At 61.8% G+C, this 11,844-nt stretch carries 15 protein-coding genes; 10 read left to right on the top strand and 5 right to left on the bottom strand.

Annotation, left to right across the window (positions count from 1 at the left end; genetic code table 11):
- Nucleotides 1-3: 3 nt before the first annotated feature.
- Complete coding sequence (locus tag J3B00_RS13745; protein WP_209868027.1) at nt 4-492, top strand: DUF2878 domain-containing protein; 489 nt, start codon at nt 4-6, stop codon at nt 490-492.
- Between the two features lie 13 nt (nt 493-505).
- Here J3B00_RS13745 and J3B00_RS13740 read toward each other — a convergent pair whose 3' ends face one another.
- From J3B00_RS13740 to J3B00_RS13730, 3 genes are read right to left on the bottom strand one after another with little or no spacing between them, the layout of a single operon-like run.
- Complete coding sequence (locus J3B00_RS13740; RefSeq protein ID WP_209868026.1) at nt 506-811, bottom strand: DUF6482 family protein; 306 nt, start codon at nt 809-811, stop codon at nt 506-508.
- On the bottom strand, nt 808-1,344 hold the full coding sequence (locus J3B00_RS13735) for a DUF3833 domain-containing protein (protein ID WP_209868025.1): 537 nt from the start codon (nt 1,342-1,344) through the stop codon (nt 808-810). Before J3B00_RS13735 ends, J3B00_RS13740 begins: the two co-directional genes overlap by 4 nt.
- An 11-nt stretch (nt 1,345-1,355) precedes the next feature.
- Nucleotides 1,356-1,886, bottom strand: coding sequence for a chalcone isomerase family protein (locus tag J3B00_RS13730; protein ID WP_209874852.1), 531 nt, complete (start codon nt 1,884-1,886; stop codon nt 1,356-1,358).
- A 435-nt stretch (nt 1,887-2,321) separates the two neighbouring features.
- On the opposite strand from J3B00_RS13730, the gene J3B00_RS13725 reads away from it, so the two are divergent.
- From J3B00_RS13725 to J3B00_RS13710, 4 genes are all read left to right on the top strand, one after another.
- The gene (locus J3B00_RS13725; RefSeq protein ID WP_209868024.1) at nt 2,322-3,731 is read left to right on the top strand and encodes a circularly permuted type 2 ATP-grasp protein; all 1,410 of its coding nucleotides are present in this window, start codon (nt 2,322-2,324) and stop codon (nt 3,729-3,731) included.
- 2 nt (nt 3,732-3,733) lie between these two features.
- Nucleotides 3,734-4,684, top strand: a complete 951-nt coding sequence (locus tag J3B00_RS13720; RefSeq protein ID WP_209868023.1) for an alpha-E domain-containing protein — start codon at nt 3,734-3,736, stop codon at nt 4,682-4,684.
- A complete protein-coding gene (locus tag J3B00_RS13715; RefSeq protein ID WP_209868022.1) occupies nt 4,681-5,460 on the top strand; it encodes a transglutaminase family protein in 780 nt (259 codons plus the stop codon). The genes J3B00_RS13720 and J3B00_RS13715 overlap by 4 nt, the downstream gene beginning before the upstream one ends.
- A 78-nt stretch (nt 5,461-5,538) precedes the next feature.
- The gene (locus J3B00_RS13710; protein WP_209868021.1) at nt 5,539-6,273 is read left to right on the top strand and encodes a peptidase; all 735 of its coding nucleotides are present in this window, start codon (nt 5,539-5,541) and stop codon (nt 6,271-6,273) included.
- A gap of 11 nt (nt 6,274-6,284) precedes the next feature.
- Here the strand turns inward: J3B00_RS13710 and J3B00_RS13705 are convergent, their stop codons facing one another.
- Both J3B00_RS13705 and J3B00_RS13700 read right to left on the bottom strand, forming a co-directional pair.
- Nucleotides 6,285-7,055: an SDR family oxidoreductase gene (locus tag J3B00_RS13705; protein ID WP_209868020.1), complete on the bottom strand. Its 771-nt coding sequence runs from the start codon at nt 7,053-7,055 to the stop codon at nt 6,285-6,287.
- 72 nt (nt 7,056-7,127) lie between these two features.
- On the bottom strand, nt 7,128-7,961 hold the full coding sequence (locus J3B00_RS13700; protein WP_209868019.1) for a transporter substrate-binding domain-containing protein: 834 nt from the start codon (nt 7,959-7,961) through the stop codon (nt 7,128-7,130).
- A gap of 319 nt (nt 7,962-8,280) precedes the next feature.
- Between J3B00_RS13700 and J3B00_RS13695 the strand changes: the two genes are divergently transcribed.
- The 5 genes from J3B00_RS13695 to J3B00_RS13675 are packed head-to-tail and all read left to right on the top strand — an operon-like array spanning nt 8,281 to nt 11,764.
- A complete protein-coding gene (locus J3B00_RS13695) occupies nt 8,281-8,628 on the top strand; it encodes a hypothetical protein (RefSeq protein ID WP_209868018.1) in 348 nt (115 codons plus the stop codon).
- 53 nt (nt 8,629-8,681) lie between these two features.
- A complete protein-coding gene (locus J3B00_RS13690; protein ID WP_209868017.1) occupies nt 8,682-9,503 on the top strand; it encodes an amino acid ABC transporter ATP-binding protein in 822 nt (273 codons plus the stop codon).
- Nucleotides 9,504-9,513: 10 nt separating this feature from the next.
- Nucleotides 9,514-10,185, top strand: coding sequence for an amino acid ABC transporter permease (locus tag J3B00_RS13685; RefSeq protein ID WP_209868016.1), 672 nt, complete (start codon nt 9,514-9,516; stop codon nt 10,183-10,185).
- 10 nt (nt 10,186-10,195) lie between these two features.
- A complete protein-coding gene (locus J3B00_RS13680) occupies nt 10,196-10,861 on the top strand; it encodes an amino acid ABC transporter permease (protein ID WP_209868015.1) in 666 nt (221 codons plus the stop codon).
- A gap of 27 nt (nt 10,862-10,888) precedes the next feature.
- A complete protein-coding gene (locus tag J3B00_RS13675) occupies nt 10,889-11,764 on the top strand; it encodes a dihydrodipicolinate synthase family protein (protein WP_209868014.1) in 876 nt (291 codons plus the stop codon).
- Nucleotides 11,765-11,844 lie beyond the last annotated feature (80 nt).

Genomic DNA, 11,844 nt, shown 5'->3' with positions numbered 1-11,844 from the left:
AACATGGGTCGCCGCTGGCTGATCGCCAATGCCCTCTGGTTACAGGCTGGCTGGTGGGTGTGCGTGCTAGGGGCACAAACACCCTGGCTGTTACTGTTGGTGCCGCCAGGCCTGGCGCTGCACCTGCGGCTATGCCCGGATGCCAGGAATGAAGCCATGGCGCTGCTGCGCGCTGCGCTGGCCGGTTGCGTGCTGGATAGCCTGCTGGGGATGCTCGGCGTGTTCAATTTCGCCACGTGGCCGCTGCCGCTGTGGCTGGCATTGCTGTGGCTGGTACTGGCCAGCGGTCTGCGTCACAGCCTGGCCTGGACCGGCAGCCCCATGTGGCGCGGCGCGTTGCTAGGGCCAATTGGCGGCCCATTGGCTTACCTGGGCGGTGCCAGGCTGGCAGATGTCAGCTTGCCTCTAGGGGACATGCAAACAGCGCTGCTATTGATGCCAGTCTGGGCGTTAGCCTTGCCCCTGCTCGTACGTCTGGCGGCGTGGCGCTAACCGCCTGCCCCAGCTACCACTGGACGGCCAGCGTCAGCGGTACCCGCAGTGGCGCAACAGGGCCGTCGCGCTGGCCGCACATCTCATCATGTACCACTTGCTGCACCAGCATGCACGGCAAAGGTGGCATATCAGCCAGCAGATCACGCAGCTCGGTTGTAGAGCGCAAACGAACGGCCTGGTTGTGATCATCGCTGAGGGTGACCGGCCCGGCAGCGGTGAGTGCCCGCAGGACGTAAAAGCCACCCTCAAGCGACAGCAGTTCAAGCTCTTTGACTTCGCCGGCCGCAGCCAGTTTGGTGAGGTTGTGCAGGTTCATGGTGTGACCTCCGGCAGGCGGCGAAAGAACAGGGTGATCTGACCGATCTCCACGCCCAGTTTGCGCATGCTCGTGCGGTTGATGAGAGTGTCTTCATCCATCAGGTACATCCAGTCGTCCATCTCCACCTGCCAATGGCGACCATCCACCGGCAGATCAAGCGTGTAACGCCAGTGCAAGGCGTTACCCGCCACTTGCCCCTGCGCTTCACCGATCACGTCCCCGGCGGTCCCTCGCCAGCGGCCAGGGCCGGCCGGGACGAGGGTCCAGGTACGTTGCTGAAGGGTGCCGTCGCTGTAGACAAAATGCTCGTTGAGAATCAGCCGCTCACCGTCTCGATGGCTGTCGATGCGAACATGGAAGCGCTTGACCACCTCACCTGAACGCTTCTGAAACATGCCCCAGGCCTCGACTGGCCGCGAAAAGAACGCCGCCAGGTCAAGATTTGGCTTTTCGCCGGCGTAGTGCTCGACGCCGACATTGCCACAACTGCCGAGTAACAGGCAGCAAACCAGCAATAGCGCTTTGTACATGTTCCAGCTCCTCAGTCATTGCCCGCCAGGCCGAGCAGGCGCTGGCGCAGTTGCGGGTCCCTGGCGTGCGGATCGAGCCAGATCGCGAAGAACATCCGGGCGAAGTCCGGGTCAGCAATTTCTCGCCTGAGTGTGCCGTCGACATAGAAACGGCTGCCCTGACCTGGCAGGTACAGCGCAGCGATGCGCGTCCCGGGGCGAACATCAACGAAGGCCTCGGCCATCGCCTCAGTCCATTCAGCAAGGCGCTGCGCGCTTACCGTGCCTGCGCTCAGACGACGCATCTCCTCGAGACTGGCCTGCACCAGGGTGTCCCGAGACAATTTTCGATGGTAGAGAAGCTCCAGGGCGAATGGCTGGTTCCAGTCCTGAGCCGGACCGGCAGTCCACAGCCTCGCGGTGTACAGGCGCATGCCGAGCCAGGTGAAGTCACCATCCCCTAGACGCTGTGCAGTGGGTAACGCCGCACGCCAATCGGCAGCGACTGCAGGCAGTACTGTCAGTAGTAGCAAGAGGCAAGTCCAACGAGCACAGTGCGCCATGACAAACCCAGGCAATGAACAAATCTTATACAAGATTAGTTTCTTGTACAGATAAATTCAAATAATGTATAGGTTTTAGTCTCATCAGAAGATTAGAAGACTTGTACGCCCAGTTTGAGCCTTGTGTCGCGAAAGGGGCTGCAGAACAGTACACGCCCACCATCGCCCCGCCCTTATTTGGTTCAACATCGATCGCCCCTGCGATCATGCACCGGTTTGAAGCACCGTGGCGCCTGGCCAGGAGGAGCCCGCCGCGCCTGACTTGAACGAATCAGTATCGAATCGCTTTAAATCACCCGCTTTTTGCTGCCAAAGCGCTTTTTAATTGCCATTTTTCATTGTCCCTGGCCTGCCCTGCCCGTTCCGGCATTGTCATTGCAACACGCCCTTCACGTGTGCAACAGAACTGCCGTCGAGTCGTGGCAAGGAGTGGGTATGTCCCGGGCTTTTTTCAATGAAATGTATGAGGCAAACGGAAGTTGCCGCCCCCACTATCAGGAATTCGCCCGCTGGCTGGCGAACACTCCACTGGAACTGTTGGAGCAACGTCGGCACGAAGCCGACCTGCTGTTTCACCGTGCCGGCATTACCTTCACCTTGTACGGTGACCAGCAAGACACCGAGCGGCTGATCCCCTTCGACATCATCCCGCGCAGTATCCGCGCCAGTGAATGGCGTATGGTCGAGCGCGGTTGTATCCAGCGCGTCCAGGCATTGAACCTGTTCCTGCAGGACATCTACCACGACCAGCGCATTCTCAAGGCCGGCATCATTCCGCCAGAACAGGTGCTGGCCAACGAGGGTTACCAGGTCGCGATGCAGGGCCTGCACCTGCACCGGGGGCTGTATGCCCACATCGCCGGGGTCGACCTGGTGCGTGACAGCGACGGCACCTACTACGTGCTGGAAGATAATTTGCGCACGCCCAGTGGCGTCAGCTACATGCTTGAAGACCGCAAGATGATGATGCGGTTGTTCCCCGAGCTGTTCGCCGCCCAACGCATCGCACCTATCGACCACTACCCCAACCTGCTGCTGGACACGCTCAAGAGCGCCAGCCCAATGGACAACCCCACCGCCGTGGTCCTTACCCCGGGCCGGTTCAACAGCGCCTACTTCGAGCATGCCTTCCTGGCGCGGGAGATGGGCATCGAACTGGTCGAAGGCGCAGACCTGTTCGTGCGTGATGACCACCTGTACATGCGCACCACCGCCGGCCCGCAGCAGGTCGATGTGATCTACCGCCGCCTGGACGACGAGTACCTCGACCCGCTGTCGTTCAGCCCTGACTCGATGCTGGGCGTGCCGGGGCTGATCTCCGTGTACCGCGCCGGCAACGTGGTCCTGGCCAATGCGGTGGGCACCGGCGTTGCCGACGACAAGTCGATCTACCCCTACGTTGACGAGATGATCCGTTTCTACCTGAGCGAGGAGCCAATCCTGAAGAACGTGCCCACCTGGCAATGCCGCAAGCCGCAGGACCTGTCTCACGTCCTGGCGCACCTGCCCGAGCTGGTGGTCAAGGAAACTCAGGGCTCCGGTGGCTATGGCATGCTGGTCGGGCCTGCCGCCACAGCCGCGCAAATCGAGGATTTTCGCGCCCGCATCAAGGCCCGTCCACACGCCTACATCGCCCAGCCCACGCTGTGCCTGTCCACTTGCCCGACCTTTGTCGACAGCGGCATCGCCCCGCGTCACATCGACCTGCGGCCATTCGTGTTGTCAGGCAGTGAAACCCGCCTGGTGCCCGGTGGCCTGACTCGCGTTGCGCTGCAGGAAGGCTCATTGGTGGTCAACTCGTCGCAAGGCGGCGGTACCAAGGACACCTGGGTGGTGGAGGACTGAACATGCTTTCGAGAACCGCTTCCGATCTGTACTGGATGTCGCGCTACCTGGAGCGTGCCGAAAACCTCGCACGCATGCTCGAGGTCAGCTACTCGCTGTCGCTGATGCCCCAGGCCGGGCGCTCGGATGGGCACGCCGAGCTGGCAATGTCGCTGCTGGCATCCGGGACGCTGGACAGCTACATCGACCGCCACACCGAGTTGGATACCGAGCGCATGCTGCACTTCTTCGCCCTCGATGCGACCAACCCGAGCAGTATCTACTGTTGCCTGCAGGCGGCCCGCACCAACGCCCACGCAGTGCGCGGACGGATCACCGCCGACATGTGGGAAAACATCAACGCCACCTGGATCGAGATGCGCAAAATCGCCAGTAACGGCCTTGGCCGCTATGGCATCAGCCAGTTCTGCGACTGGGTCAAGGAACGCTCGCACCTGTTCCGCGGCGCGACCTCCGGCACCATCATGCGCAACGACGCCTACAGTTTCATTCGCCTGGGAACCTTTCTCGAGCGGGCGGACAACACCCTGCGTCTGCTCGATGCCCGCTATGAAATGTTCGGCGAAACCTCCGAGGAGGTCAGCGACGATTCTGCCCGCGGCTATTACCAGTGGAGCGCCCTGTTGCGCGCGCTGACCTCTTACGAAGCGTTCAACGAGATCTACCGCAACGCCCCCAGCGCGCGCCCGGTGTCCGAGCTGTTGTTGCTGCGGGTCGACGTGCCGCGCTCGTTGCATGCCTGCATTGACGAGCTCGACCAGATCCTTGCCGGCCTGCCCGGCACTACCGGGCGCGCCGCGCAACGGATGGCCGCCGAGCTCAACGCGCGACTGCGCTACACCGCCATCGACGAGATTCTCGAAGCCGGGCTGCACCTGTGGCTGACCGACTTCATCGGCCGTATCCACCAACTGGGCCAGACCGTCCATAACTCCTATCTGGAGGTCGTATGAAACTGTCCATCCGCCACGACACCACCTACAGCTATGCCAGTGATGTCTGCAACAGCATCCAGTTACTGCGATTGACACCGCGCAGCAGCGAGCGCCAACGCATCCTCGAATGGCAACTGGACCTGCCCTGCCGAGTGAAGAGCCAGATCGACCCGTACGGCAACATCCTCCATGTCCTGACCCTGGACAAACCCCATGGCCACCTGGCCCTTACCGCCAGTGGCCAGGTGGAGATCGACCCGGATTGCGAACACGAAGCCGGCAGCAAGTCACCCCTGCCGTTTCTGCGCAGCAGCCATCTCACCCAGGCCAGCGACGCGCTCAAGGCCTTTGCCCTCCAGCACTGTGGCGAACACCGCGACCGCGACGCGCTCACCGCATTGATGCAAGGCCTAGCCGACCATATGCCGTACAGCCCTGGGGCGACCTCGGTGGGCACAACCGCCATCGAGGCGTTTGTCGGCGCTGCCGGTGTCTGTCAGGACCATACTCACGCGTTCCTGGCCTGCGCGCGCAGCCTGGGGATCCCCGCGCGCTACGTCTCCGGCTACCTGTGCACCGAAGACGAAAATCACCTGGCCAGTCACGCCTGGGCCGAAGCATGGATCGATGATGCCTGGTACAGCTTCGACGTCACCAACCGCCTCACCCGGCCCGAGCGGCACTTGAAACTGGCGGTCGGCCTGGACTACCTCGATGCCTGCCCGGTCAGGGGCGTACGCCGCGGGGGTGGGGTCGAATCCATGCAGGCAAGCGTCCACGTGCAGCGTCAGTAATTCACCGGGGCACCCGCCAAGCGGGCTTGCCGTGTCGTGCGCGGCGGGTCCATCCATTCAGAAAACAAGGTAGGCAGCATGACGTACTGCGTCGCTATGCATTTGGCGGACGGGCTGGTGTTCATCAGTGACTCACGCACCAATGCAGGCATCGACCAGATCTCCATCTTTCGCAAGATGTTCGTTTTCCGCGTGCCGGGCGATCGGCTGATCGTTCTGCAGACTGCCGGCAACCTCGCCACCTCGCAATCGGTGGTCAACCTGCTCGAGCAACGTACGCGGGGCCCTGGTACTCATCTGCTGAACGTCGGCACGCTGTACGATGCAACGGCACTGGTGGCTGAAACCCTGCGCGAAGTCATCACCCGCGACCGCAGCAGGCTGACCGCCCAGATCGACCTGAGCTGCTCGTTGATGGTGGGCGGGCAGATCGCGGGCGGGCCCATGGGTATCTACAACGTCTACGCACAGGGCAACTTCTTTCAGGCCACGCCAGACACGCCCTTTCTGCAACTGGGCGAAAGCAAGTACGGCAGGCCGATACTCGACCGTAATCTCACCTACCATACTGCCTTGGACGAGGCCCTGCGCTGCGGGCTGATCTCGTTCGACTCGACCATTCGCAGCAATCTTTCGGTGGGCATGCCGTTGGATCTGCTGGTGTATGGCAAAGACCGCTTGAACGCCAGGGCGCCGGTTCGTATTCATCATGACGACCCCTATTACAGCGAGATTCGCAGGCAGTGGGGTGATGGTTTGAAGAACCTCCTGAGTGAACTGACCCCGCCACCCAAGGACTTCATGGCGGGTTGAGTGCTCAACAACTACCGGATATAGCTACCGCCATTCACGTCCAGCGTCGCCCCGTTAAGCGAAGCTTGCGACGGCCGCAGCGTGAACGCCACCAACTCGGCGATCTCTGCCGCGCTTGCCATCCGCCCTAACGGAATGTCGGACACCGCCGCTGCCTCGCCGTGCTCGGCGATGAATTGCTCGGCCATATCGGTACGCACCCAACCCGGGGCAATGGCCACGGCAACAACACCCTCGCCCGCCACGCTACGTGCAAGCGATTTGGTCAGGTTGATCAAGGCGGCCTTGCTCGCCCCATAAGGCAAGGCATCAACCGCGTAGCCCCGTTGCGCCGCGCGGCTGGCCATGTTGATGATCCGCCCGCCACCGTAGGAGCGAAAATGCGCGACAGCTTCCCGGCACAGATCCGCCGCAGCGAAAAAATTAACCTGGAACTCTCTGCGCCATGCTGCACGCCATTCGGCAGACGGCACGTCCAGCGGGATCTCGCTACGGATGCCGGCATTGTTGATCAAGCCATGGATACGACCGCCGCTCAGTTCCAGTGCCGCTCGCCACAGCTGTTCGGGTCCGCTGTCCTCACACAGGTCGGCCTGCACGATCCAGCCGTTACCGCCGATGCGCTGCAGCACCTGCTGCGCTCCCTGCGCATCGCGACTGTAGTGAATCAGCGGACGGGCGCCTTCGGCCGCCAGCTGCTGCACGATCGCGGCGCCGATTCCACCAGAGCCGCCCGTTACCAGAACAGTCTGCCCATCCAGAGGGCGTTTCGAGTCATTCATCTGCGATCACCTTGGTTTCACATGGAGGGGATGCCGCCTGCCGACCCGCGGCGTGCGGCGGAGTTGCACGGGTTACTTGGCGGTGTTGGCCGCAAGCGACGCCTTGTCGACCAGTTGCTGGATCTCACCGGTGTCGCGACGCTGGCGCAGGTAGATATTCAGCACTTCCAGATCGGCTGCAGAAATGTCCCGGCGCACACCGAACGCCACGCCCTGTTTGGCCAAGGCCGGCTTGGGCAGGATCTCGCGGGTCCAGTCTGGGTTGGCCAAGGCGAACAGGTGATTGGTATCGCTGGCATCGACAAGGACATCAGCGCGCTTGGACATCACCGCCAGACGCGCCTCATCCATGCCTGGCAGGCGCATGATCTTGCCCTTGCGCACCACCGACGAAATAGCCTTGTCCTGGGCCGTGCCAGACATGACGGCGAAGGTCACCTCGGGCTTGTCGAGGGCGGCAATGTCGTCACTCACGTCGGCCATTTTCGGGTTGTTTCTGTTAACCAACAGCGACACCTGATAGTCGGTCGCAGGGACCGTGAATGCCACCGCCAATGCACGCTCCGGCGTCTGGTTGAGGGCCATGGCCAGGTCCCACTTGCTGCTCTGCAAGCCGGCCACCAGGTTGTCCCAGTTGGTATCGACGAACGACACCTTGACCTTCAGAACCTTCTCGCCGAAGTCGCGGCACAGGTCGACGAAATAGCCACTGTAATCGCCGGTCCTGGCATCACGCATCACGTACGGCGCTGCTACGGCTGCGCCGCAGCGCAGCTCTCCCGCCTGCTGCACCTCCTGCCATATCGAAGTCTCGGCTGCCTGAGCGGTGCAATGAGCAAACAGCGCGCCACACAGGCTTGCGCTGACAAAGAAACTTTTAAGGGAAAACGAGCACGGACGGGACATGGTTGACCTCACTGATAATCATTGTTTTTTGGCAGGAAGGTAAGCGGAAAATCTGCATGCTATCTTGTGTGCAATGCTGCACTCACAATAGAAATTAGCGCTGGGACTGTCAACAGGCTCAGTGGTGAAGTTGAGCGTACTGGCCTCTTCGCGGGGTAAGCCCGCTCCTACACGATCGGTTAAGGCTTCAGGTATTCCTGCAGGGGCGTGCGTGCCCCGCGAAGAGCCCGGCAACCCCACCACAGCAACTCTGCCCATTCCATGCCCGTTTAAAAAAATCCGCTGAGCGTGTTGACACTCTCCACAAATTAGCAATAACTTGAATGCATTGCTGCATACATCTCAGCATGCACAAAAATACCTAGATCTTTTTTGCGACCTCTTCTGCCTACAAGAACAATCACCGGAGAGATTCAAAATGGCACGGTTCCTGTCCCGCACCATCACTGGCGGCGTAGCTTGTCTCACCAACGCATTAGCGCTTCTGCTGCACCCCACGGCTCATGCCGAAACGCAAACCTGGCAAAGCGTGCAACAGGCTGGCGTACTACGTTGCGGTCAGGCCGTCGCGGCCCCCTCTTTGATCCACTTGCCCGGCTCGGACGAAAGCCGCATGGCCTTGATGTCTCGGCGCGCCGACGCGCTCGCTGACGCCAACGCCCAGTAACTCCTGCTGACTTGCCGAGGGCCCGGCCAGGGCCGCTCACGGAGACGACCGTCATGAACACTCCTCGTTTGGTGGCTGCCCAGCCACAGGATTCGCTCATCCCAGATTCAGGCCAAGGCGGCACCTTCATCCAGCTGCGCGGCGTGCGCAAAGCCTATTCCGAAGCGCTGGTGGTAATGGACGGGATGAACCTGTCGATGCGTGCCGATGATCGCCTGGTCATCATTGGCCCATCCGGCAGCGGCAAGAGTTCGCTGCTAAGGGTGCTGATGGGCCTGGAGGCTATCCAGGGCGGTAGCATCCAGTTTCAGGGCAAGCCGTACATTGACGGCGCGCGTAAACAGGGCAAGCCACTCGATGAAACGCTGCACAAACAGATTGGCATGGTCTTCCAGCACTACACGCTGTTCCCGCACTTGTCGGTGCTCGGCAACCTGATCCTGGCGCCGGTCAAGGTGCACGGCCTGAGCAAGGCCGAGGCCACCGAAAAAGCCCGCGCCTATCTCGCTCGCCTGGGCCTGGAGAGCAAGCTGCACGCTTACCCAAGCCAGCTGTCCGGCGGCCAGAAGCAACGCGTGGCGATCGCTCGCGCTCTGATGCTCGAGCCGCGCCTGATGCTGTTCGATGAGGTCACCTCGGCACTCGACCCTGAAATGGTCATCGAGGTGCAGAACGTAATGATGCAGTTGGCCGAGCAGAAGATGGCGATGATCATCGTCACCCACGACATGCATTTCGCCTGCCACATCGCCACTCGCGTGGTGTTCTGCGCTGAAGGCAAGGTCGTCGAGCAAGGCCACCCCGATCAGATCTTCACCCAGCCGCGAGAAACTCGCACCCGCGAGTTCCTGGAAAAGGTCGTGCACTTCGATTGAGGGCAGCAGCATGAACTACCAATTCGATTTCCATTTTCTCAGCGGCAGCCTGCCGGCACTGCTCGATGGCTTGAAAGTGACCCTCGAGCTTGCGCTGGTGGCCAACCTGATCGGCCTGACTTGTGGTTTCCTGCTGTGCCTGATGACCCTGAGCCGCTGGTTCTTCATCCGCTGGCCGGCGCAGTTGTTCATCGAGTTTTTCCGCTGCACCCCGGCACTGCTGCAGATCGTCTGGTTCTTCTATTGCGTGCCGATGCTGTTCGACGTATTCGTCGACCCGATCACCATGGGCTTCCTGGCCCTGGGCCTGAACCTCACGGCGTTCAACGCCGAGGCCTACCGGGCCGGGGTCCAGGCCGTCCCGCGCGAGCACCTCGATGCCTGCGTCGCGCTGGGCCTGCGCGCATGGCAGCGCACCGTCTATGTGATCTTGCCGCAGTCGCTGCGCAGCGCCCTGCCGGTGCTGATCACCAACGGCATCGGCACGCTGCAGCAGAGCGCCCTGGTGGCAATCGTTGCCGTCGCTGACCTGATGTACGTGGGCAAGAGCCTGGCCACCGAGACGTACCGCCCGTTGGAAACCTACACCCTGATCGCCCTCATCTACTTCGCCATGTCGCTGCCTGTAGGGCAGTTGGTGCAGTGGTTTGAACGGCGCCAGGAACTGGCCGCGCAGCGCTGAGGACAACAACATGCCACTCGACTTTTCCGTAGTCCTCGCCTATTGGCCGGTGCTGCTCAAGGGCTTGGCCCTGACGCTGGCCTTCACCGCCGCGTGCGCTTTGCTGGGTAGCCTGCTCGGCTTTGTGGTCAGCCTGCTGCGCCAGGTCAAGCTCAGGCTGGTGCGCCTGCCGCTGATGCTCTACGTGGAGTTTTTCCGCGGCACGCCGCTGCTGATCCAGCTGTTCTGGGTATTCTTCTGCTTCCCGGTGGTGTTCGGCCTGGACATCCCGCCGTACCTCTCGGTGCTGATCGCACTGACCTTGTACATGGGCGCGATCACCAGCGAGACCTTCCGCGGCGCGCTGAAGTCGATCGCCAGCGAGCAGCACGACGCCTGCACCGCGCTGGGCCTGACCTCGCGGATCAAAGTGCTGTACGTAGTGTTCCCCCAGGCCCTGCTGCGCGCTGTACCACCGTTGCTGTCGAACGTGGTCAGCCTGTTCAAGGAGAGCGCGCTGATCTCCTCGGTGGGGGTCGCCGACCTGATGTTCGTCGGCCAGAACATCTCCAACAGCACCGCTCGGCCGGTCGAGTTCCTCTCGGCGGTGGCGGTCATCTATTTCCTCGTGGCCTTCCCGCTGACCCGCCTGGTCGGCGTGGTCGAAGGCCGCTTGCTGCGCCGCTATGCCTACTGAATGTCACCTACCCTAGGAGAGAACAACATGAAACTGAATGGCATCCTGCCCGCCCTGGTTACACCGTTCAACGCCGCCGGCAACGTCGATCATGACACCCTGGCCTCGATCCTCGAGCATCAGCTAAAAGCGGGCGTCAGCGGCTTCGTGCCGTTGGGTTCGACCGGTGAGTACTACGCCCTGGCCAACGGTGAGCGCAGGCAGATCCTGGCAACCGTCAAGGAAGTGGTCGGCGACCGTGGCACCCTGATCGCCGGTGCCAACGGCTCGTGCACCCGTGAAGTGCTGGAGCAGATCAAGCAGACCGTAGACGCCGGTTACGGCAACCTGCTGATCGCCCCGCCTTACTACGCGCTGCCCTCGCAAGAGGAACTGCTGGCTCACTACACCACCATTCTCGAGACCTTCCCGGAGATCAACGTGGTGCTGTACAACTACCCGGTGCGTACCAACGTCGAAGTCGGCATGGGCGTCGTCGCGGCGCTCAACGACCACCCGCGTGTCATTGGCATCAAGGAAAGCAGCGGCAACCTGCTGCGTGCCATCGAGATCGGTGAACAGCACAAAGGCATCCAGCTATCGTGCGGCTCCGACGACCAGGCCCTGGACTTTTACCTGTGGGGCGCCGACAGCTGGATCTGCGGCCCCGCGAACATCTTCCCAGAGAAGGTCGTGGCCTTCCACAACGCCTTTACCGCTGGCGATATCCGCGGCGCGCAGGCCATCATGCGCAGCCTGTTCCCGGCCATGGCGAACCTGGAAAGCGGCAAGTTCGTGCAGAAGGTCAAGTACGGCGCCGAGTTGGCCGGTTTCAAGGTCGGCAATGCACGGGCCCCGCTGCTGCCGCTGACCGATGACGAAAAGGCCGAGTTCCGCAAGGTCTACGACGCTTCGCAGCGGTAATTGCAGCGAGCAAAGCCCGAACAGGCGACGCATGCCTTGTGGGAGCGGGTTTACCGCACCCACAAGGTCCTCCGGTCCGA

Source organism: Pseudomonas sp. BP8, assembly GCF_017875955.1.
GTDB lineage: Bacteria > Pseudomonadota > Gammaproteobacteria > Pseudomonadales > Pseudomonadaceae > Aquipseudomonas.
This window is presented reverse-complemented; position numbering and strand designations above follow the sequence as displayed.

Excerpts from the sequence above, each read along its gene's own strand:
- J3B00_RS13745 (WP_209868027.1), top strand. The coding sequence starts at position 4 with ATGGGTCGCCGCTGGCTGATCGCCAATGCCCTCTGGTTACAGGCTGGC.
- J3B00_RS13740 (WP_209868026.1), bottom strand. The coding sequence starts at position 811 with ATGAACCTGCACAACCTCACCAAACTGGCTGCGGCCGGCGAAGTCAAA.
- J3B00_RS13735 (WP_209868025.1), bottom strand. The coding sequence starts at position 1,344 with ATGTACAAAGCGCTATTGCTGGTTTGCTGCCTGTTACTCGGCAGTTGT.
- J3B00_RS13730 (WP_209874852.1), bottom strand. The coding sequence starts at position 1,886 with ATGGCGCACTGTGCTCGTTGGACTTGCCTCTTGCTACTACTGACAGTA.
- J3B00_RS13725 (WP_209868024.1), top strand. The coding sequence starts at position 2,322 with ATGTCCCGGGCTTTTTTCAATGAAATGTATGAGGCAAACGGAAGTTGC.
- J3B00_RS13720 (WP_209868023.1), top strand. The coding sequence starts at position 3,734 with ATGCTTTCGAGAACCGCTTCCGATCTGTACTGGATGTCGCGCTACCTG.
- J3B00_RS13715 (WP_209868022.1), top strand. The coding sequence starts at position 4,681 with ATGAAACTGTCCATCCGCCACGACACCACCTACAGCTATGCCAGTGAT.
- J3B00_RS13710 (WP_209868021.1), top strand. The coding sequence starts at position 5,539 with ATGACGTACTGCGTCGCTATGCATTTGGCGGACGGGCTGGTGTTCATC.
- J3B00_RS13705 (WP_209868020.1), bottom strand. The coding sequence starts at position 7,055 with ATGAATGACTCGAAACGCCCTCTGGATGGGCAGACTGTTCTGGTAACG.
- J3B00_RS13700 (WP_209868019.1), bottom strand. The coding sequence starts at position 7,961 with ATGTCCCGTCCGTGCTCGTTTTCCCTTAAAAGTTTCTTTGTCAGCGCA.
- J3B00_RS13690 (WP_209868017.1), top strand. The coding sequence starts at position 8,682 with ATGAACACTCCTCGTTTGGTGGCTGCCCAGCCACAGGATTCGCTCATC.
- J3B00_RS13685 (WP_209868016.1), top strand. The coding sequence starts at position 9,514 with ATGAACTACCAATTCGATTTCCATTTTCTCAGCGGCAGCCTGCCGGCA.
- J3B00_RS13680 (WP_209868015.1), top strand. The coding sequence starts at position 10,196 with ATGCCACTCGACTTTTCCGTAGTCCTCGCCTATTGGCCGGTGCTGCTC.
- J3B00_RS13675 (WP_209868014.1), top strand. The coding sequence starts at position 10,889 with ATGAAACTGAATGGCATCCTGCCCGCCCTGGTTACACCGTTCAACGCC.